Origin of the sequence: Priestia sp. TRN 1309 (assembly GCF_050846875.1) — a bacterium.
GTDB classification, from domain to species: Bacteria; Bacillota; Bacilli; order Bacillales; family Bacillaceae_H; genus Priestia; species Priestia zanthoxyli.
The window spans coordinates 284950-303814 of the sequence record NZ_JBOZGM010000004.1; the positions used below are offsets into that span (position 1 = coordinate 284950).

General features: G+C 33.0%; 25 protein-coding genes. 6 read left to right on the plus strand and 19 right to left on the minus strand.

The features are described from left to right. Positions 1-288: 288 nt before the first annotated feature. From ACRPLQ_RS17635 to ACRPLQ_RS17660, 6 genes are all read right to left on the minus strand, one after another. Positions 289-1131, minus strand: a complete 843-nt coding sequence (locus ACRPLQ_RS17635) for an NlpC/P60 family protein (RefSeq protein ID WP_165635819.1) — start codon at positions 1129-1131, stop codon at positions 289-291. Positions 1132-1501: 370 nt separating this feature from the next. After that, positions 1502-2545 carry a sensor histidine kinase gene (locus tag ACRPLQ_RS17640; RefSeq protein ID WP_165635818.1) on the minus strand — a complete coding sequence of 348 codons (1044 nt, stop codon included), beginning with the start codon at positions 2543-2545 and terminating at the stop codon, positions 1502-1504. Positions 2546-2594: 49 nt separating this feature from the next. Next, positions 2595-3284, minus strand: a complete 690-nt coding sequence (locus ACRPLQ_RS17645) for a response regulator transcription factor (RefSeq protein WP_165635817.1) — start codon at positions 3282-3284, stop codon at positions 2595-2597. A gap of 12 nt (positions 3285-3296) precedes the next feature. Further along, positions 3297-3881, minus strand: a complete 585-nt coding sequence (locus tag ACRPLQ_RS17650) for a TlpA disulfide reductase family protein (RefSeq protein WP_165635816.1) — start codon at positions 3879-3881, stop codon at positions 3297-3299. A 20-nt stretch (positions 3882-3901) separates the two neighbouring features. After that, on the minus strand, positions 3902-4618 hold the full coding sequence (locus ACRPLQ_RS17655; RefSeq protein ID WP_165635815.1) for a cytochrome c biogenesis protein CcdA: 717 nt from the start codon (positions 4616-4618) through the stop codon (positions 3902-3904). Between the two features lie 207 nt (positions 4619-4825). After that, positions 4826-5227: an OsmC family protein gene (locus ACRPLQ_RS17660; RefSeq protein WP_165635814.1), complete on the minus strand. Its 402-nt coding sequence runs from the start codon at positions 5225-5227 to the stop codon at positions 4826-4828. Between the two features lie 236 nt (positions 5228-5463). Here ACRPLQ_RS17660 and ACRPLQ_RS17665 point away from each other — a divergent pair, with 236 nt between their 5' ends. Beyond that, positions 5464-5901 carry a ferritin-like domain-containing protein gene (locus ACRPLQ_RS17665; RefSeq protein ID WP_165635813.1) on the plus strand — a complete coding sequence of 146 codons (438 nt, stop codon included), beginning with the start codon at positions 5464-5466 and terminating at the stop codon, positions 5899-5901. A 530-nt stretch (positions 5902-6431) separates the two neighbouring features. Here the strand turns inward: ACRPLQ_RS17665 and ACRPLQ_RS17670 are convergent. From ACRPLQ_RS17670 to ACRPLQ_RS17720, 11 genes are all read right to left on the minus strand, one after another. Beyond that, entirely contained in the window at positions 6432-7208 is a 777-nt protein-coding gene (locus ACRPLQ_RS17670) for a sulfite exporter TauE/SafE family protein (protein ID WP_165635812.1), read from the minus strand. Positions 7209-7275: 67 nt separating this feature from the next. Next, the gene (locus ACRPLQ_RS17675; protein ID WP_047934454.1) at positions 7276-7503 is read right to left on the minus strand and encodes a sulfurtransferase TusA family protein; all 228 of its coding nucleotides are present in this window, start codon (positions 7501-7503) and stop codon (positions 7276-7278) included. Between the two features lie 61 nt (positions 7504-7564). Beyond that, entirely contained in the window at positions 7565-8692 is a 1128-nt protein-coding gene (locus ACRPLQ_RS17680) for an MBL fold metallo-hydrolase (protein WP_432236195.1), read from the minus strand. Between the two features lie 49 nt (positions 8693-8741). Continuing rightward, a complete protein-coding gene (locus ACRPLQ_RS17685) occupies positions 8742-9137 on the minus strand; it encodes a DsrE/DsrF/DrsH-like family protein (protein ID WP_165635810.1) in 396 nt (131 codons plus the stop codon). Positions 9138-9163: 26 nt separating this feature from the next. Beyond that, entirely contained in the window at positions 9164-9721 is a 558-nt protein-coding gene (locus tag ACRPLQ_RS17690) for a sulfurtransferase TusA family protein (RefSeq protein ID WP_165635809.1), read from the minus strand. 52 nt (positions 9722-9773) lie between these two features. Continuing rightward, complete coding sequence (locus tag ACRPLQ_RS17695) at positions 9774-10070, minus strand: rhodanese-like domain-containing protein (protein WP_165635808.1); 297 nt, start codon at positions 10068-10070, stop codon at positions 9774-9776. Positions 10071-10091: 21 nt separating this feature from the next. Next, positions 10092-10460 carry a rhodanese-like domain-containing protein gene (locus ACRPLQ_RS17700; protein WP_165635807.1) on the minus strand — a complete coding sequence of 123 codons (369 nt, stop codon included), beginning with the start codon at positions 10458-10460 and terminating at the stop codon, positions 10092-10094. A gap of 48 nt (positions 10461-10508) precedes the next feature. Beyond that, positions 10509-10991: a DsrE/DsrF/DrsH-like family protein gene (locus ACRPLQ_RS17705; RefSeq protein WP_047934468.1), complete on the minus strand. Its 483-nt coding sequence runs from the start codon at positions 10989-10991 to the stop codon at positions 10509-10511. A gap of 162 nt (positions 10992-11153) precedes the next feature. Next, complete coding sequence (locus ACRPLQ_RS17710; RefSeq protein ID WP_165635806.1) at positions 11154-11414, minus strand: metal-sensitive transcriptional regulator; 261 nt, start codon at positions 11412-11414, stop codon at positions 11154-11156. After that, complete coding sequence (locus ACRPLQ_RS17715; protein ID WP_430078748.1) at positions 11404-11751, minus strand: sulfurtransferase; 348 nt, start codon at positions 11749-11751, stop codon at positions 11404-11406. The genes ACRPLQ_RS17710 and ACRPLQ_RS17715 overlap by 11 nt, the downstream gene beginning before the upstream one ends. Positions 11752-11966: 215 nt before the next feature. Then, the gene (locus tag ACRPLQ_RS17720) at positions 11967-12350 is read right to left on the minus strand and encodes a DUF302 domain-containing protein (protein WP_165635805.1); all 384 of its coding nucleotides are present in this window, start codon (positions 12348-12350) and stop codon (positions 11967-11969) included. A 325-nt stretch (positions 12351-12675) separates the two neighbouring features. Between ACRPLQ_RS17720 and lgt the strand changes: the two genes are divergently transcribed. Further along, complete coding sequence (lgt, locus tag ACRPLQ_RS17725) at positions 12676-13491, plus strand: prolipoprotein diacylglyceryl transferase (RefSeq protein WP_165635804.1); 816 nt, start codon at positions 12676-12678, stop codon at positions 13489-13491. Between the two features lie 868 nt (positions 13492-14359). After that, positions 14360-14944: a YitT family protein gene (locus tag ACRPLQ_RS17730; RefSeq protein WP_165635803.1), complete on the plus strand. Its 585-nt coding sequence runs from the start codon at positions 14360-14362 to the stop codon at positions 14942-14944. An 823-nt stretch (positions 14945-15767) separates the two neighbouring features. On the opposite strand, the gene ACRPLQ_RS17735 is transcribed toward ACRPLQ_RS17730, so the two are convergent. Beyond that, a complete protein-coding gene (locus ACRPLQ_RS17735; RefSeq protein WP_165635802.1) occupies positions 15768-15980 on the minus strand; it encodes a hypothetical protein in 213 nt (70 codons plus the stop codon). A gap of 195 nt (positions 15981-16175) precedes the next feature. On the opposite strand from ACRPLQ_RS17735, the gene ACRPLQ_RS17740 reads away from it, so the two are divergent. The 3 genes from ACRPLQ_RS17740 to ACRPLQ_RS17750 all read left to right on the plus strand — a co-directional run bounded on the left by ACRPLQ_RS17740 (position 16176) and on the right by ACRPLQ_RS17750 (position 17244). Beyond that, complete coding sequence (locus ACRPLQ_RS17740) at positions 16176-16379, plus strand: helix-turn-helix transcriptional regulator (protein ID WP_165635801.1); 204 nt, start codon at positions 16176-16178, stop codon at positions 16377-16379. Next, entirely contained in the window at positions 16380-16811 is a 432-nt protein-coding gene (locus tag ACRPLQ_RS17745; RefSeq protein ID WP_165635800.1) for a branched-chain amino acid ABC transporter substrate-binding protein, read from the plus strand. A gap of 133 nt (positions 16812-16944) precedes the next feature. Then, positions 16945-17244 carry a hypothetical protein gene (locus tag ACRPLQ_RS17750; protein ID WP_165635799.1) on the plus strand — a complete coding sequence of 100 codons (300 nt, stop codon included), beginning with the start codon at positions 16945-16947 and terminating at the stop codon, positions 17242-17244. A 576-nt stretch (positions 17245-17820) separates the two neighbouring features. On the opposite strand, the gene murI is transcribed toward ACRPLQ_RS17750, so the two are convergent. Beyond that, positions 17821-18624, minus strand: coding sequence for a glutamate racemase (gene murI, locus ACRPLQ_RS17755; RefSeq protein ID WP_165635798.1), 804 nt, complete (start codon positions 18622-18624; stop codon positions 17821-17823). Positions 18625-18865: the final 241 nt, after the last annotated feature.

The window sequence follows — 18865 nt, forward strand, 5'->3', positions numbered from 1 at the left end:
AAAAAGCAGGTTTAACCCTGCTTTTATAGCCTTTAAGACTGCTTGATACAGTTGAAAAATTTAATAATTTTCATCTTTAAATCTCTTGAAATGCAACAATTTAATACAACCATTTTTAACCTAGATTATGCTGAACAAATGCGTTGTAGATTGTATCGTCTAGATGACTTTATCAACATTCCTTTTATTATTTTTCCTTTTCCACTCTCACTGACCCTAAAAGTCGTCATTAAACATACTATCATTCAAATTAATATAAATGACTAAATCGATGAATTTAATTATTCATTACTTTATAAATGATTTCGCACCTATGTAGTGTTTTTTCCAGTAAGGGTTGTCGAAATGAGCAACCCCTACACCTGCATCGCCCGAGTGGATCATTAAATTGTTACCAATATAAACAGCACTATGGGAAGCTCCTTGTACATTATATGTTCCTTCAAAAAACACCACGTCTCCAACCTGTGGTGACTTTACATGTACACCATTATTTTTCCACATTTCTCTATGAGTTCTTGATAAATCAATTCCAACCTGATCAAATACATAGTTAATAAAACCACTACTATCAAGCCCGTTTTTTGTAGTGCCTCCCCATACATAAGGTGTTCCAATTACACTTTTTGCTGCAGCAACTACATCAGCTCGTTTATCTGTTACTTGTGAAGTAGTTGAAGTAGTTGGCTTTGCTGCAGAATTTGAAGTTGTCCCATTATTTATAGAATTGCTTCCTGTTTGTGATAAAGCTTTAATTGTATCAGCACCCACAATTCCATCCACAGAAATTTTATGATCTGCTTGAAGTTTTCGTACTGCCTGTTCTGTGAGGGAACCAAAAATGCCATCAACTTTATATTTATAATAACCTTTATTACTTAATTTAGATTGTAAATCTTTAACCCGTTCTCCCACATCCCCTTTACGAACTGTAGAAGTGTTAGAGAACGATTGAATGGTCGTATTTGAGACCTTAGAGACATCTTTCTCAACAGCAGGTAAACCTTCGTCTTTAGGGGCCAATTTAGCTGAAGCAAAGGCATTTTGAGTTAATACTGGTGTCATAGCTAAAGATGCTACCAATGCGGAAGAAATGACATACTTTCGCATTGTACGAGTTGTTTTTAACATTAAAAAATCCTCCTATTTTTATCTTAATTTTATAATCACACTCAACTAAGCAATCCTTAATTAGTTACCGTATGATTATGTATCACAATTCTTTATTGTATGGATGAATTGTTAAGGTTTAATTAATTTTGATAGAAAACAATAAGATTTAATAGAAACAAATTACTCTATTAAAAATGAGACCATAATAAATATAATCATAGATTTAGCCAATAGATAATAAAAACCAAAAAGGGATCTAGTTATACCTAGGTCCCTTTTGGTTTTATAAGGATGTTTTTGATTACTAAATTATATGTTCAACAATATTTCAGACTGACGTTAACTTATTTAGGGTATTCTACTCAAAGATATTGTTGTAATTCTAGTGTTAAATCAGTTGTTGTTCATTGACATTTTTATTAAGTGGAAAGCTGATAAAGAACTGATGATAGATTTCATTAGTTTCAAGCCAGACTTTTCCTCCTTGATCTTCCACGAGTTTTTTCACAATAGAAAGACCTAATCCACTACCTCCAGATTCACGATTTCTAGAGGGATCTATTCGATAAAAACGCTCGAATAGTTTTGTTGTCGCTTCTATAGGAATTTTTTGACCTTTACCTTCAACACATAATAAATAATGATTCTTTCTTTTTTGTCCTTTCACTCTAATAACTGTATCTTCTACAGCATATTGAATAGCATTATCCAATAAATTGCTAAGAGCTTGCTTGAGCATGTTTGAGGAAACTAAAAAGTAAGCATCTTCTATGTCTTTTTCAATTCTAATCTTTTCACTTTTACACTTTATGTAATATAAATCTATAACTTCATGAACAATAGCTTCAACATCTACAGCCTTTGTTTTATAATCGTTCATGTAATATCTCCATTTCTTTTCTGAAAGATGATGCAATTGTTCAATCATTCTTTTGAGTCGTTCTGCCTCACTATATAAGGATTGTAAAAGTTTCTTATTAGGTGCTATGACCTCATCTTTTAGTGCTTCTAAATATCCTGTTAAATTAGAAAGAGGAGTTCGAACCTCATGGGCTAAATCAGCTGTCATTTCATTCCTTAAAGTTTCAGCACGTTTTATTTTTTCAAGTAACGTATTAAAATGATTAGTTAATTCTCCTACTTCATTTCGGGCAATAATCTGCATAGATGTAACTTCATTTCCATTACCCATTTCCTTCATTGCAGTGGACAGTGCTTGAATGGGCACAATAATCCTTCTCACCCATATATAATGAATAATAATCCCAAGCAACACTGCTATGACACTTGCACGTAGTAGATAAAAATTCATTGTTTGGTGAAAAAAAGCTTGGCGTTCTCTTCCGGCTATATTTAATTCATTTGCTAAAAAGCATGCAAAGTCCTTTACCGATACACCAGCAACCCAAATTACAATTCCGATGACCACCATATTAAGAATGGTTAACTCCCAGAATAGCCTAGTTCTCCATATATTATTCTTATTCCGTCTCATTTGTAATAACAAATCGATATCCAACTCCTCTAACTGTTTGAACGCTAACTAGTGACTCATCGCCGATTTTTTCCCTAATATGTTTCACATGAACGTCAATTGTCCTCTCATATATGACTTTTTCATTAAGAGGATACAGCGTATACAACAATTGTTCTCTAGATAAAACTTGATCAGGATGCTGCATCAGCTCTTTTAAAATAGCAAACTCTGAAGCTGTTAGATTTAATAAGGTTTCTCCGTTCCAAACCTCATGCTTTCTAGGCTTTAACGTAAGGTTTCCCATTTTTATCTTTTGACAATGGTGATTTGCTCTTCGTAATATAGTCTCTGCGCGTACCACTAATTCTTCTGGACTAAATGGTTTTGTGACGTAGTCGTCTGCGCCCATTTTTAGACCACTAATGCGTTCTCGTTCCTGGACCTTAGCAGTTACCATAATTATAGGTACATCACTTTGGTAAACTTCTCTAATATGATGGCACACTTCTTCTCCAGACATTTCAGGAAGCATTAAATCTAAAACAAGAAAGCAAGGAGATTCTGCCTTAAACTTTTCTAAAGCTTCTTTCCCGGTAGATGATGTTATCACATGAAATCCTGCTTTCTTAAAATATATAGCCATTAAATTTTGTAACATTTGATCATCTTCTGCTATTAATAAGGTTTTTAACATATTTCTCACCTGCTATTGAGCTTTCTTTACTTCGTCTACCATCCAATTATAAGACATTGGACCAACAACATGCCTTCTAATTACTCCTTTGTCATCAATTAAATAGCTTGAGGGAATGGATACAACATTAAATTGATTAGAAATTTCTCCACTCTTATCTAGAGGTACTGGAAACGTAATTCCATATTCGTCGGTAAATCTTTTTATATCCTCTTTATTCTTTTCAGCCGACGTCAAATTAACTGCAATAATTTCTACATTCTTATTCTTATGTTCTTCGTAGAACTTTTGCATGTCTGGCATTTCAGCTTTACACGGTGGACACCAAGTTGCCCAAAAGTTTAAAATAACTGTTTTCCCTTGATAATCCTTCAAATTAAAGGCCTTTCCGTCTAATGTTTCTAGTTGAATATTGGGGACGTTTTGTCCTTCTAGGATCCCCACTTCACCTTTTGGTGCTGATTCGGTAGATGCTTGCTCATTATGAAGTTTATTTCCATTTAAGTAATTAGTTGAATTGGATCCTTTATACTCGTTATATAGAAAGAGGCCAATTCCTGTACATAATACCACAACTAACCCTAGCTTCCAGTTCATCTGCTTCAACCTCTCTAGCTTTAAAATGTAAAAATCGTAAACCGCGAAAAGTACGCACTTATTTTTGTCAGCTGACCTGTAAACATTAAAATACCTAATACAATCATAATAGATCCGTTTAGGATAGAAAGTTTTCCTAAATACTGATTAATAATACGAATAATACGTAGAGACTTTGTCATCATAAAGGAGATGAATAAAAAAGGCACAGCCATCCCTAAAGAGTAGATACTTAGTAGTAACATCCCCTGAATGAACGTACTGCTTGATCCTGCAAGAAGCAGAATTGATGATAACGTTAGTCCTACACATGGGGTCCATCCACTGCCAAATGCAACACCAAGAAATATCGACGATATCCAGTTAGTTGGTTTTTGCAATTGATGATCCCATTTTTTTTCTTTCATCAAAAATGAAAGCTTAAATATACCCAACATTTGAAGACCAAAAAGAATAATTAAACCTCCACTGATGTATTCAATTAGTTGACGATTCATTCGGAATAGTTGTCCTATAAATGTAGCTGAAGCTCCCATTACTATAAATACAAGACTAAATCCAATAACAAATGCTATTGAACCCTGTAATAACAACTTCTGATTAACTTGTAATTTTTGATTTTGAATATTTCCACCAGTTAAATGAGACAGGCAGGCCGGCAAAACAGGAAAAATACAAGGAGAGAAAAAAGAAAATAACCCGGCTCCTAATGCTACCCACAACGGTATTTGATCCATCTTTCCACCTCTTTATTCATCATTAATCTTATTTTGAATGGCGTTTATTAAGATTTAATGAAGATTTTAAAAGAGACCAAATGAATATCTTTATTTAACTTTTATCCCTATATGAATATAAAAGTCCAAAAGGGAAAAGGTGTAAAAAAATCACACCTTTTCAAGGGTTATCATCAAATTAACGTATGTACAGTTTTTAGTGGGAATTTATTGTTCACTTCCTGAAGGGAGTATTCTAAAAGAAGGCATAATTTCAATTGCCTCTTTTACTGATTGAATCATGCCACAATTTTTCATGGTTAAATCAAGGGCTTTCTTTATTTTCACCTCTGATAAATTGGCTCCTTCTACTATGAATTGGATCTTAATTTCTTTAATTCTGTTTGCCTCTTCTAAAACCCGTTTGACCTGAGTTTCCACACTAAGACTTTTAATATATACTCTTTGCTTATCTGTAATTTTTTTAAACGTTAAACTAGCACATCCAACTATAGCTGAAGTTAATACATCTACTGGACGAAATCCCTTTTCTTGATTTGGAGAGATCACTAAATCGTTATAAGCATGTTTTGCAGTTACTATCTCCTCATTTTCAACAATAAATCTCACTATTCTTCACTCCTTTTTTATCCTTTTATTTTCTATCCTTTATGTTAAAGTTTGATGAATTTAGAACTTTTTACTACTTTACTCTTGGAGGTATGTAGATTTATACGTTTATTTATAATATTTTCTTTCAATACTTTATACTTATCTAGTAAATTTATTAACTGCTAAAAAGGTTCTATTCTTAGGATTTTACGACATACACTATAGTAGATTTTAATTCGAATAAGGAGGTAGACATGACATATCCTCAATTTCCAACCTATAGTTATATGAGAGTGGATCCCGTTTTAATTAATGATATTGAAAAAGCTATTAATGGGGAGTATGGTGCTATTATCTGTTACGAGCAACTAGCTAAGATTGCACCCACAAAAAAAGAGCGTGAACGTATTCTGGAGATAAGAAAAGACGAAATCAAGCATTATCAAACATTCTCTACAATTTATGCAAATCTAACAGGTAAACAGTTTGAAGCCAGCGTTTCAGAAAAGTGTCCAAACACTTATAAAGAAGGGCTGCAAGTTGCTATTGAAGATGAACAAGAAACGGTAGACTTCTATCTAGATATTTCAGATAAAGCACAAGATGTGTATACGAAAGAAGCCTTTCGACGGGCTGCAGCAGACGAACAAAATCACGCCGTATGGTTTTTATATTTTTACACTGACCTTTAAATTATGTGCTTAAAGAGATCAACAGTAAGTTGATCTCTTTATTATTTACTTATATAAGAGAATAATGCTCTCCTTCTGTATCCGTATATATTAATATTTGGAAATGAACACACAAGTAGCAGCCTCTATATCAGGAAAATTCCCCTTCTATGCTTCCTTTTCTATTGACCACTTTACCTAAACCCTTTATAATTCTCATTAAATCAATAAGAATTTACGGTATTTCTTAAAGGAGTGGAAATTGATGAGATTATGGGACATTCTTTTAAAGGAACGATGCCCCAAATGCAAGAAGGTATTGAATACAAGGAAATCAAATGCTTTATCTGCTACTGTTATCAAGTCTTGTCCTGATAACCATTACCAAAAAGAATTTCATCCTGCACTTGAGACGTTCATTGAGAGCGATAAAGTGTCTTAAAATAAAAAGGAAAGACCAAAACTCCCCTCTAGATTTTGGTCTTTCCTTTTCTTTTATTATTCTAAATCATATAAGATTTTATTTAGATAACAATTAGCTTCAACTTTACTCAGAGAAGACCTATCCAAATTTTAATAGCTGTAGCCAAAATCAACAGAGCTAATATCCATTGTAAGATCTTTGTATTTACCTTTTGTCCTACCTTTGCTCCTAGTGGAGCAGCCAATAAACTGGCGATAATAAGAATCAAGGCTGGAAGGAAAAGAACCTGACCTGTGGTGATTTTCCCAATAGTTGCCCCAATTGAAGAAATAAATGTAATCGCAAGAGACGAGGCAATGGTTATTCTGGTTGGAATTTTTAATACAACCAGCATGATAGGAACTAAAACAAATGCTCCTCCTGCCCCTAAAACTCCTGCTACTCCCCCAATCACAAAAGCTAAGAAAGAAGCTAACCATTTATTAAACGTCACTTTCTCGCCTGCTACGTCATCTAAACCTTTTTTTGGAATGAACATTAAGACAACCGCAATAAGTGCTAAAATTCCATAAATAAAATTCATGCCTTTTTCAGACATCAAGTGAGATAGATAACTTCCGATTAAGCTACCGATTAGTATACTGCTTCCCATATAAATGATTAAACTTTTGTGTAAGAAACCACTCTTACGATAAGCCCAAACGCCACCAATTGTCGCGAAAAACACTTGTATAGCCCCAATACCTGAAACTTCATGTGCGGTTAATGCCATCGTACCTATTAACGGCGGGATATACAATAACATAGGATAGTTGATAACGGATCCGCCGATACCAATCATTCCAGAGATAAAAGAGCCAAAAAATCCAATGATGAAAAGAGTGATTATAAACGTAATATCCACTAGGGTTTCCTCCTTTCCAAATGAAAAGGGCACCTTTTAAATGGATACCCTTTTCACTCATCATTAATTAGCCTTTTTTAATCCAAAACTTTAATACGTCGCCTTCGTCAGCATGATCTAAAAGCTCGTGACCACCGGACTTAGCCCAAGCTGCTAGGTCATTCTTAGCACCTTTATCTGTCGCATGTATTTCTAACACTTGACCTGATTCTAACTCATTCATAGCTTTCTTTGTTTTTACGATTGGCATTGGACATGCTAATCCTTTTGCGTCTAACATTTTATCTGCGTTCATATTTATCTCTCCTCAGTTTACGTAATATATAAATCATCCAGTTTTATCTCTTTCTTACAGCTTAACGAATAGCACAGCGATTTGGTCCAATTTCCATTTCACGTTGCTTTTCTTCATCTGGCTTTACTTTACCCATGTTTGTTTCACGAATCTCTTGATATGCATTTGGTTGTGGTGGTAAATTATCAGTTACTGCATGTCTAAATTCTGTTTCGTCTTCAATATTTAATCCATGGTTTTTCGCAAATAATGTACCTAATTTTTCAGCTACACTGCCATTGTCATTTAATTCATCGATAATCATAAAGTGAGCTGGCAACACAATTAACTCATCTGATAGGGCTTTATAACGTTGATAAAGCGTCTCTCGTAAATCGCCTACCCAGTCTTCTGCCATACCAGCTAAATCAGGACGTCCAATTGAATCAATGAACAAAATATCACCTGAAAGTAAATACTGGTTATCAACAATGAATGAAGTTGAACCAATGGTATGACCTGGTGAATATAAAGGCTGAATCGAAATCGTTGTATGACCGATGACCACATCATTGCCTTCTTCTAATGGTTGGTAATCAAAAACTACCTCTTCTGCATCCTTTGGTGGTAACCAGTAGGTTGCATTTGTTTTCTCAGCAATCATTCTTCCACCTGAAATGTGATCAGCATGGAGATGCGTATCAAACACGTGGGTAATTTTAGCTCCAATTTCATCCGCAAAGTCTATAAAAATGTCCGTCATACGTGTTGCATCAATAATGGCAGCTTCACCGTTTGATACAACCATATAAGATAAACAACCTTTACCGATACGAACAAATTGATACATTTCCCCGCCATCTTTTAAATCGCCAACTTTAACAGGCTCTAAATGTTCACTCCATGCTTTCATACCACCTTTAAGGTAGGAAACCGTAAGACCAGCTTCTGAAAGCATCTCAGATACCATCACGGATGAACCCTCTTTGGCACAGACAACTAATACTTCTTTATCAGAAGGAATTTTCTCTAAAATATCTTCTACTCCATCTAAAAGATCAAAGTAAGGAACATTTAAATGATCAAAGTAATGACCTTCAATTTTCCAATCACTAAAATCACTTTCGTTACGTACATCTAAAATAAATAATGGTTCTTTATTAAATATCTTTTGTGTAACTTCTTTTGCAGTAAGTGCATGGACAGTCATATTAAAATACCTCCTATAGTATATTTTTCTCTATGTTTATGAATTAAAATTAAAACGTTAAAGATACATTTGCATCTTTGGCAAAGTCTAAAAATGTAACGGCTCCGCCTACTTCAATACCATCTACAAAATCCTCTTTTGTTAAGCCCATCACGTCCATTGTCATTTGACAGCCAATGAATTTAACACCCATTTCTTGCGCCATTTCAACAAGCTCTGGAATAGAAGGGACATTTGCTTTTTGAAAACCTTCGGCGAAGTGTTCTTTCCCTTCAGGCATAGCTAAGTGTTTATGACCTTCTTTATGGATAAGATTTAACCCTTCAAACGTAAAGAAAATTGATACCTCTTGATCGCTTGCTGCTGCCGCAGTGGCAATGTTAAAGACTTTATATGCATCAAATAATCCACCATTTGCTGCGATAATCGCTACTTTTGAACTCATCTCTATTTCCTCCTTAAAATTGTTTGTTATTCTGTTTTTCCTGTCCAGTCACGCATACCAGGAACCACATTGATTAAGTTTTTGAATCCTTGCTTTTTCATCGTTTGTCCTGCCATTTCACTTCTTCTTCCAGAATGGCAGATGATATAAATTTCATCTTCTTTATTTAATTCATCCAAGCGTTTTTCAACTTCACCAAGAGGAATATGGACAACACCTGGAATATGAGCTTCTTCATATTCCTCTACTTCACGCACGTCTAAAATGTGAAGAGATTCATCATTTTCTACTTTTTCTTTAAATTCCTCTAATGAAATTTCAGGAAGAGGCGTTACTTTCTCTTCAGCACCGGTCCCACCCTTACGGAGAAAGTGGTGAAGTACGTCTCCTTCTGTCTCCGTTCCTAGATACTCATGTCCTGTACTTTTAGCCCATGCTTGTAAATCTGCTGTAGAGCCTTTATCCGTTGCTTGAATTTCTAGCACTTGACCTGCTTCTAATTCATTCATTTTTTTCTTTGTTCTGACGATTGGCATTGGACATGCTAATCCTTTTGCATCTAATACAACATTTGCTTCCATCATTTCTTCCTCCTTATAGTTAATACTAATGGGGGTATATCAAAACCCAAAAAAATTATACCGTTGAACCCTTCCACTCCATCATTCCACCATTCATATTGGTTACGTTATACCCGTGTTTTTCAAGAAGGCGGGTTGCCATTGAGCTTCTGCCTCCTGATCGACATACAACAATGTATTCTGTTGATTTGTCTAGCTCATGCATACGGAACTCTAATAAAGGTAGTGGAATATGCAACGCATTTGCAATTTTACCTACTTTAACTTCCTCTACTTCACGTACATCTAATACTTTGACAGGTTTTTCTTTATCTAGTAGTTGTTCTACTTCTTGTGGTGAAATTACTTTCAAAGTACTATGCCTCCTATCGTATTAACGCCAAGTGCTCATGCCACCTTTTATATTAGTGACAGATGTAAACCCTTGTTTCTTCAACATTTTACTTGCCTTCATACTTCTCATTCCACTCTGACAAATAACCAAAACTTCTTTTTCTTTTGATAATTGGTTAGCTTGTTTTGGAAGCTCGGATAAAGGAATGTTTTTGAACCCTTTAATATGCTTGGTCCGATACTCATGAGGTGTCCGTACGTCGACAAATTGTTTCTCTTTTTTCTTTAACTCTGATTTTAGTTCCATAGTAGTAATTTGTTTAATGCCTTTCGCAGGGACAAAACGTCGAACTAAAAACCATAAAACCAATGCAATCATTAAAACGTTGATTAACGTACTGCTATCCATAGTATTTAGTAACCACCCTTCATTTATTTATCCAATTTTTAATAGATCTTAGATAAATAAGTTGACGTTTCCATCCTCGGCGTCTGCTAAATAAGCTGCCACACCTGCGTATTCAATTCCCTCTAACAATTCTTTTTCCTGTAAACCAAGAAGATCCATTGTCATGGTACAGGCTACTAATTTTACATCCTGTTCTTGAGCCATTTCAATTAATTGCGGTAACGATAATGCATTATGCTTCTTCATAACATTTTTAATCATTTTTGGCCCCATACCCGCAAAGTTCATTTTAGATAATCCCATCTTATCTGCACCGCGCGGCATCATTTTTCCAAACATTTTTTCTAAAAACCCTTTTTTAGTAGGAACTAACTCTTCTTTACGTAACGCATTTAATCCCCAAAATGTGTGAAAAATTGTTACTTCATGATCGTAAGCAGCTGCCCCGTTTGCAATAATATAAGCTGCCATTGCTTTATCGTAATCACCACTAAATAATACAATCGTTGTTCGTTTCTTCTGTTCAGTCATGTTGTTCCTCCTTAATATATTACCCTTAGGGGTATATTTAAAACTAAAAAAATAACTTTTTTAATAAATGTCTTATTACTTTTTAACTTTATACCTATAGGGGTATATTACAATACTTAAAAGTATTCGTCAACCTTAATTTGTATGAGTTGCTGGGTACTTTTAGCGACTCTTCACTAATAAAGTAACAGCTTCTTTTACTAAATTATTTGTTTCTTCTCCATTCTGAATGCTTTCACGAACACAATGTTCTAGATTTTCACTTACAACAACGCCCATTGCACGATCAATGGCACTACGTGCAGCAGATAATTGAGTAACAACATCTCTACAATCTTTTCCTTGTTCCATCATACTTAATACACCTTTGATTTGACCTTCAATTCGGCGTAAACGATTTTTAATCTGTTGATTATACTCCATAACCTAACATTCCCTTCTTAGATTTATTTTTACAAGGACATGATGCTAATTCGTAGCTTTGAATGGTAAATCCTCTTTTTCTTAAAAAACGTATTCCTAGGTTTAGCTCTACTCTATCTGCAGCTATTATGTGTATTTTACCTTTTGGAATTTCTAAATAAAAGCGTTTTAGATATGCATACGGAATATTTAATATCTGTATACTACTATCATACGTCGTTTCGTTATAATTACGAATATCTAATACCGTAATATCTTCCTCTTTTATTTCATGTTTATTTATACAAAGAATACCTTTAACAGGATAATAACGTCGATATCCAATAAAGATAACAATTAGCAATAAAATGATGGCTATATAACTAATTTGAAGCACCACCTTATGAATAAAAGTAATTTTGTTTACAAACCAATAATATACCTATAGGGGTATCTAGTCAAGCGTTAAATTTAATTTTTTTATCAGAACATGAATATCCAAACAAGAAGAAAAGATACCCTTTTAGATATCTTTTCTTCTTACGTATTTCTTATTCGACCTTGTGGAAAGACTCATACAGATTGATCAATACAGTTGATTAACCTTTTTTCAATATCTTCTGCTAACGTTTGAAGTTCATGGTTGTTAAGCATACTAATCATGGCCGTTGGCTTAGGCATGCCAATCTTTGTTTCTTCTCCATCTTTATATACAACTATTTTACAAGGTAAGAAATAGCCTACTAAAAGGTTCTCAGAAAGAACACGTTGGGCTTCTTTTGGATTGCACACTTCTAATACAGTAAAAGGTGTATTAAAATCCTGCCCTTTTTCTTGTAGCTTTGCAGTCAAATCAAAATTCCATAATACACCGAATCCTTCACTTTTCAAGCTTTCTTCTAAAGAATGAATAGTTTTTTCGAGGCTTTTCGATGTTTCTACCGTGTAATCAAACATTTAATCTCCTCCTTCTTTACTGGTTTAAATATACCCCTTGAGGTACTTCATAAACCTCTAATACTTAACAAGACGAATACATTCATGTGAAGATTTCTCTTTTCTTATTCTAATCTTTACAATTGTAAGGATAATATTCTGTTAAGCTAGATTAGTGAAAGGAATATTGGAAGAAAAGTTTAGTTGAAGGAACACCCTTAAGTTATAACTCTTTATAAGTGAGGATTTCGCCTTATTTACATTAATAGGTATACTAAAAAGGCACTCTAATTTAGCGTAAGTCTGAAAAATTTATAAGTTTGTTTGAATTAAAGGAGGAAGAAAAATGCCTGAACACATACATCCCCTAAATCCTATTGCCTTCCACTTAGGCCCTATTCCTGTCCATTGGTACGGCATCATCATAGGATTGGGTGCTTTTTTAGGGTTCTTGCTGGCGTCTAGAGAAGGAAAGAAACGAGGTATCTCATCAGAAACAATCTCAGATTTGCTCCTACTAGCTTTACCCATCGCTATACTGACAGCTCGAATTTATTACGTAATTTTTGAATGGAGTTATTATAAAGACAATCCAGGTGAGATTATAGCAATTTGGCACGGTGGCATCGCAATTCACGGTGGTATTATTGGCGCTGTATTGACAGCGATATGGTTTTGTAGAAAAAAGAATCTATCTTTTTGGAAAATGGCCGATGTTTTAGCTCCTAGCTTATTATTGGGACAAGCAATTGGCCGTTGGGGAAATTTTATGAACCAAGAAGCACATGGTGGACCTGTTACTCGTCAATTTTTAGAGTCCATACACTTGCCTCATTTTATTATTAATCAAATGTATATTGATGGAACTTATTATCACCCAACCTTCTTATATGAGTCTGTATGGAATATAGTTGGTGTTATCGTATTAATTGTCTTAAGAAGAACGATTCTAAAAAGAGGAGAAACGTTCCTTTTATATCTGACATGGTATTCAATAGGCAGATTCTTTGTGGAAGGGTTACGTACAGATAGCTTAATGTTAACTTCTCATATTAGAATAGCTCAATTAGTATCTTTGCTTTGTCTGATAGGCAGTTTGTTTTTACTATGGTATAGACGTAAAAGTGGAATAGAAACTAGTAAATACGTGTCTAGCCCATAAAACCACACGCTTTTTTTGTAAAGTAACTCGTACCTTTATCACAATTGGAAGAAGCAAAGAAAAAATCCATTGTAAAGTCAATAAAGACTATCTCTATAGGAACGAGCATATGATAAAAGGTGCGCTTTCTATACATGATTTCTTCATTCACCTCGAAATGACGTTAAATCAAAGATGTGTAAAAAGCTGCATACATTCGAAATCTATCCTATCTTCCCCCCTTGTGGTGCAAGGGGGTCTTTTTGGCGTGTGTTCCGGAAAAAGGCTCTATGTTAACTACGGGTGTATATCTTATATAACTTAAAAAGTGAAAAACCTACTGGACAGAGTTCAGTAGGTTTTTCTGCTCTATTGTAGTAAGGATTTTCGCAGATGCCTCACGGCATCTTGGGTAGTTTGTTCTAGTTGCAGTGTTTTAATTCATATAAAAAGCAAACTACCTACAAATAGAAAAAACCACTGGGACTAGCAGTAGTTTTCTCTAGTGCAAACTATGTTTTTATTGATGACTTTAATCATCATGAATAGTGTGGTTATACTAATGAATTTTATTCCTAGATAATCGATAAGAAAGAAAGCTGCCAGGGAGGGCAGCTTTCTTTCTTACAAGGTTGCAGTGGAAGACGCCGTTCAGACATCTTGAGTAGTTTGCTCAAATGATAAAAAAGTATTCAATTTAGACAAGTTGCCTGATAAAGAATGAAAACATATAGTGTAACCAGAATGCTTTCGGCTCTGAATCCGTATTTTTTATAACCTCCCTGATCTATAAAATTAAAAAGCGCTTAGAATAATTTATTCTAAGCGCTTTTCCGATAAAAACATTCATGACAGCTAGCTAAAGCATATACATATAGTAAGAAATAAATTGACTAAAAAGGTGATTATTATTATTCGGAAAATACCGGTTGTTCTAGTCGGAAGCTTATTGTTAAGTATAGGAATTAATGGATTTTTAGTTCCTCATTATTTGTTAGATGGAGGAACAATTGGGATTGCTCTCATCCTTCACTATTATTTTGAATTTCCTACAGGTGTGATGATTATTATTTTGGGTTTTCCATTATGTTGGTTTGCTTGGGTTTATGAAAGAACTTATTTTTATAATAGTTTTTATGGTTTAGTTATTTCTTCTTTATTGATTGATTGGCTAGAACCTATTAAAGACCAGTTTCAACTGCCTGTTTTTCCTAGTGTAATCCTTGGAGGAGTGTGTATTGGGACAGGGATTGGTCTTATGCTTCGATATGAGACAAGCACTGGAGGAACAGATTTACTAGCACAACTTATATCAAAAGCTTTTTCTTTAAACATAGGGATGGTTATTTTAATTATAGATGGTTTTATCATAACAGCAGGTCTTCCTTTATTAGGACCTAAAACGTTTCTTTTTTCATGTTCAACAATTTTTATAGGTGGAATGACGACTTCGTTAATTACTAAAAAAGAATAATTTGGATTATAAAATTAATATCTTCTATCCTCCATTTTTTGCACTTTCTTGATTTTTATAAATTTAAAAGGCCCTTATAACAATTCTGAGATTGACTAAAGGGTTCTTTTTTATGGTTCGTTCCTAGAGTAGGTTTTATGTTAACTAGAAAAATGAATAGCATATGAAAAGTATTTTGAGCCTTATTTTGTATAGTTATTTGTCTGTTTTACGATAATCTTTAAAATAGTAGATTATAAAAATGGAAATAAAAAAACCGATGAAAAGTCCAATAAGACTTTCTATCTGAACATCTTTATCTCCAATTATTTGACCATAAATTATTCTAAATACAATACCAATAAAAGATAAAACAGAAGCTATTATGGTAATACGTAAAAACTTAATAAAAACCCCACCTTTTCATTGAGTTTATTACCTTTTTTTTACACATACGAAAGACTTACACATGAAAATCAGCATTTTGCATTGCTCACTCTTCCGAAAAAAAACATTATAGCAAATAATACAGCTAATCTTTTTGTTGGTTTTTAATATTTTTATAATACATTTGTATATATGCCATTATAGAAATCCCTGTACTTATTGAAATTTTGAATGTATTACTTAATTTTTCATTGATAATAAGTTCAAGTATGAATGTTAAAATGTAAGCGTAAATTGCAACAGCTACGGTTTTAAGTAATATTTTGTTCTTCAGCACACATCCCTCCCACTAATTTTGTTCTCTAAATATTAAAACAAACGGCCTCTTAAGGAGATTTTTACTAGTGATAATTTGCATTGTGTTAACTAACTACAAGATGCTAAAAAACTAGAATTTTCAGCTTAAATAGGTACTTCCAAATGCAAGGAGACCTATTAATACGATAACTAATATATTAATATACACTCTTTTTTTGTTACTTTTTATCTTTTCTGGTTCATCGTTTACGGACTCTTTAATTAATAAGAGTCTAATTTGTATCACGCAGCTCACAAAAGCTATCATAAGCGTAATTAACACCATAATTTGAAAAGAAGGTAATTTGAACATCTTTTCCCTCCTGATATTTGTAAATATGTTCTATTTTTATACTTACCCTCTATATCTCATTAAAAGCATTATTTATAATCTTCTCTGGTTTCCTGTAATGCTGATTGTATAAATTTAATTCGGGGGAAATGTAATATATATATTGAATAATGTAATGTATATGTTACACTTAAATTAGGAAGGAATTGGTTTATTTTGAAAAATAATGTAAAAATATTTCGTGTACAGGCTGATTTAACTCAGTATCAATTAGCTGAAAAAGTTGGTGTTACTCGTCAAACCATTAGTTTAATTGAAAAAGGAAAATATAATCCTACATTAAAACTTTGCTTAGAAATATGTTATGCAGTCAATAAAACCTTAGATGAGATTTTTTGGATTGATCAGGAGGAGATTTAAATGAAAGTAATAACAGACGAAAGACTTGTTATCAAAAACTTAAAGAATATTCGTTTTGCGTTTGCTTTTCAAACTTTGGCACTTGTGGGAATTGTAATATACGACGGCATTACGAAAGGATTCAATAATATTACCAACAACCCTATATGGCTAGTCTTGATACTTACTAGTGTTATATTAGGGTATTTGAACTTGAGTATTTCTGTTGACTCCTATGAAAATGAGAAAAAAATTAGAAAAATGCCTTATTACTTATTAGTACTATGTTGTGTAGCTGTCGGAGTTATTTTTGGCTTACTAACAAAGGTAACATCTGATAATAGTTTGACTGATAGTATAATAATTGGTTCAGTTATATTTTTATGTTTTTTAGGAACTTTTTCATTTGGTTATTTTTTAATAAAAAAACGCTCTAAAGATGATGAAGAATAAATAATAAACACTTCCTAAATTAACGTTATGATGTTAACTAGAAACATATTGTACTCCGAGGGAAAAAGGTGTTTATTTCCCTTTTCGCTGTATATTATAGGACTATGCGGTGCTAAAAATAGGAGGAAATTAGATGGGGAAATTCTTTAAAAATGCTTTAAAGGTATCAATAGCCTCTTTAGTCATTTCGATAACTTTGTATGTAGTTATAATTGGATTTTTTCTTTTATCAGTTGTCACAGCAAACGCTTTTGGTACTGTAATTAAGATTACTGTGCCTATTTTAACCCTAGTAACAATTTTAGGATTTATTTATTCTTTCTTTATTAGAGGTAAACAAAAAATTCCTTTTTTAACATTGCACTTTGTTTCTTTATGTACTCTTTCATTTGGTATCTATCTCGCTATTAGTTTTCAAGGCTTTGCTCCTTAAGAAAAGTTTACATATACAAAAAGAATCCTTTGCAAATCTGCAAAGGATTTTCAAATTTATTGGAAAAGGGGGAATACGTTATTAGTCTGTCCAGATTTGTAGATTCATATACATATATCTTTGAAAACAAATGTTGTCATTCACTATATTTACAGAAGATGACCTTGTCTCTGTTTCATTGTTTGTTAAGTAAACACTAAATTATTTTATTTATTATTAAGGTTTTACTATTTACTCTAAGTGACGACAAATATGAACTTTTTCTATAATGTATGTAAATAATAAAGCATTTATAACGAACATGCTTTATTATTTAAACATTACTATAGAGTTATCATTAACATTTCTTTTTACAATTTATATACTTATTACAGTGTTATCCTTAGATACTATACGTGAATAAACCTTATTGCCTCCATATTATGTTTGATTTACATGGTCCTGCCTTAAGTTGCCCCCGTAAATTAAAGATAGAATGTTTTTAAATTGACTAGAAAACGGAGATTAGTATTAAAAAGGCAGCTAAACTTGTTTTATTTCTATTTGTTCCCAAAGGAGACTTGAAAGCACTTTTATTTAAGGTGATTCCAAGTCTCTTTTGGGTTTATTTAATTCATTTTTCAGTATATTTAATGCACCTTCCATCTTCATCATATAGTTGTTCTCCACACTAGAGCATTGAAACAAAATATCATTATTCCCACTGTCACTTAGTAATTCTTTTTTTTTAAGGAGATTAGACAACTTTTTTACGGTACCTTTGCTACCACTAATAAGATGAATATGAGAGGGAAGAAATTCCCTTAATATAGGCTCATAATAAGGAAAATGAGTACATTCTAATGCAACTGTACCATATTGATTTAAATCAAACCCTTCTAGCTTTGTTTTGAAATACGTACTTAATTCATCCCAGTTAAAGTTTAAGTCTTCACAGAATTCCACTAATTCTGGAAGGGGAAATAGGTCAACAATTAGTTTCTTATCAATTTTGGTAACTAATTTTCTGTATTTCAATTCTTTTAAGGTTAAGTCTGTACCAAAGACAAGCACTCTTTTATCCAACGAACTACTTAGTTTAATAGCAGGATCTACAGCAGAGTCTATTCCGATAATAGGGATATTATAAGTAGATTTTAATTCATTAAGATGGATACTAGTAGCTGTATTACAAGCAATAACAAGTGCTTTAATTTCTTCTTGAAGAATATTTTCTACTGCAGTTTGGACATGTTTGTATACTTCATCTTTCGTTTTGGTTCCATAAGGGATATTTTGTGTATCAGCATAATACAGAAAATCTTCTGTAGGAAAATGTTTTATTACTTCATTTAATATTGATATTCCGCCTATTCCCCAATCAAAAAAACCAATTCTCATACTATCACCTTGCTATTCAAATATTTTTAATGACATTAATTATTTCTTTAAAATGAATGATTGAATAGGAAAAGGGTCAATTACGTTGAGTAAGTACATCTTCTGTATAGTGACATTATGGTAAATAGACTATATAGCTATAAAAACAGAAAGCGTACAAATTATTTGTAAACCAACTGTCCTGATTTTCTTGATAACAATTTTAGAATTCCTCAACTTTTCAGTATGTTCTGCTTACCTT

What these genes read in the sequence shown, in the direction of transcription:
- ACRPLQ_RS17645 (WP_165635817.1), bottom strand. Translation starts at nt 3,284, where the DNA reads ATGTTAAAAACCTTATTAATAGCAGAAGATGATCAAATGTTACAAAAT.
- lgt (WP_165635804.1), top strand. Translation starts at nt 12,676, where the DNA reads ATGCCTGAACACATACATCCCCTAAATCCTATTGCCTTCCACTTAGGC.
- ACRPLQ_RS17685 (WP_165635810.1), bottom strand. Translation starts at nt 9,137, where the DNA reads ATGAGTTCAAAAGTAGCGATTATCGCAGCAAATGGTGGATTATTTGAT.
- ACRPLQ_RS17710 (WP_165635806.1), bottom strand. Translation starts at nt 11,414, where the DNA reads ATGGAGTATAATCAACAGATTAAAAATCGTTTACGCCGAATTGAAGGT.
- ACRPLQ_RS17680 (WP_432236195.1), bottom strand. Translation starts at nt 8,692, where the DNA reads ATGACTGTCCATGCACTTACTGCAAAAGAAGTTACACAAAAGATATTT.
- ACRPLQ_RS17720 (WP_165635805.1), bottom strand. Translation starts at nt 12,350, where the DNA reads ATGTTTGATTACACGGTAGAAACATCGAAAAGCCTCGAAAAAACTATT.
- ACRPLQ_RS17655 (WP_165635815.1), bottom strand. Translation starts at nt 4,618, where the DNA reads ATGGATCAAATACCGTTGTGGGTAGCATTAGGAGCCGGGTTATTTTCT.
- ACRPLQ_RS17705 (WP_047934468.1), bottom strand. Translation starts at nt 10,991, where the DNA reads ATGACTGAACAGAAGAAACGAACAACGATTGTATTATTTAGTGGTGAT.
- ACRPLQ_RS17690 (WP_165635809.1), bottom strand. Translation starts at nt 9,721, where the DNA reads ATGATGGAAGCAAATGTTGTATTAGATGCAAAAGGATTAGCATGTCCA.
- ACRPLQ_RS17640 (WP_165635818.1), bottom strand. Translation starts at nt 2,545, where the DNA reads ATGGTGGTCATCGGAATTGTAATTTGGGTTGCTGGTGTATCGGTAAAG.
- ACRPLQ_RS17735 (WP_165635802.1), bottom strand. Translation starts at nt 15,980, where the DNA reads ATGTTCAAATTACCTTCTTTTCAAATTATGGTGTTAATTACGCTTATG.
- murI (WP_165635798.1), bottom strand. Translation starts at nt 18,624, where the DNA reads ATGAGAATTGGTTTTTTTGATTGGGGAATAGGCGGAATATCAATATTA.
- ACRPLQ_RS17675 (WP_047934454.1), bottom strand. Translation starts at nt 7,503, where the DNA reads ATGAACGCAGATAAAATGTTAGACGCAAAAGGATTAGCATGTCCAATG.
- ACRPLQ_RS17665 (WP_165635813.1), top strand. Translation starts at nt 5,464, where the DNA reads ATGACATATCCTCAATTTCCAACCTATAGTTATATGAGAGTGGATCCC.
- ACRPLQ_RS17700 (WP_165635807.1), bottom strand. Translation starts at nt 10,460, where the DNA reads ATGGATAGCAGTACGTTAATCAACGTTTTAATGATTGCATTGGTTTTA.
- ACRPLQ_RS17750 (WP_165635799.1), top strand. Translation starts at nt 16,945, where the DNA reads ATGGGGAAATTCTTTAAAAATGCTTTAAAGGTATCAATAGCCTCTTTA.
- ACRPLQ_RS17745 (WP_165635800.1), top strand. Translation starts at nt 16,380, where the DNA reads ATGAAAGTAATAACAGACGAAAGACTTGTTATCAAAAACTTAAAGAAT.
- ACRPLQ_RS17635 (WP_165635819.1), bottom strand. Translation starts at nt 1,131, where the DNA reads ATGTTAAAAACAACTCGTACAATGCGAAAGTATGTCATTTCTTCCGCA.
- ACRPLQ_RS17650 (WP_165635816.1), bottom strand. Translation starts at nt 3,881, where the DNA reads ATGAACTGGAAGCTAGGGTTAGTTGTGGTATTATGTACAGGAATTGGC.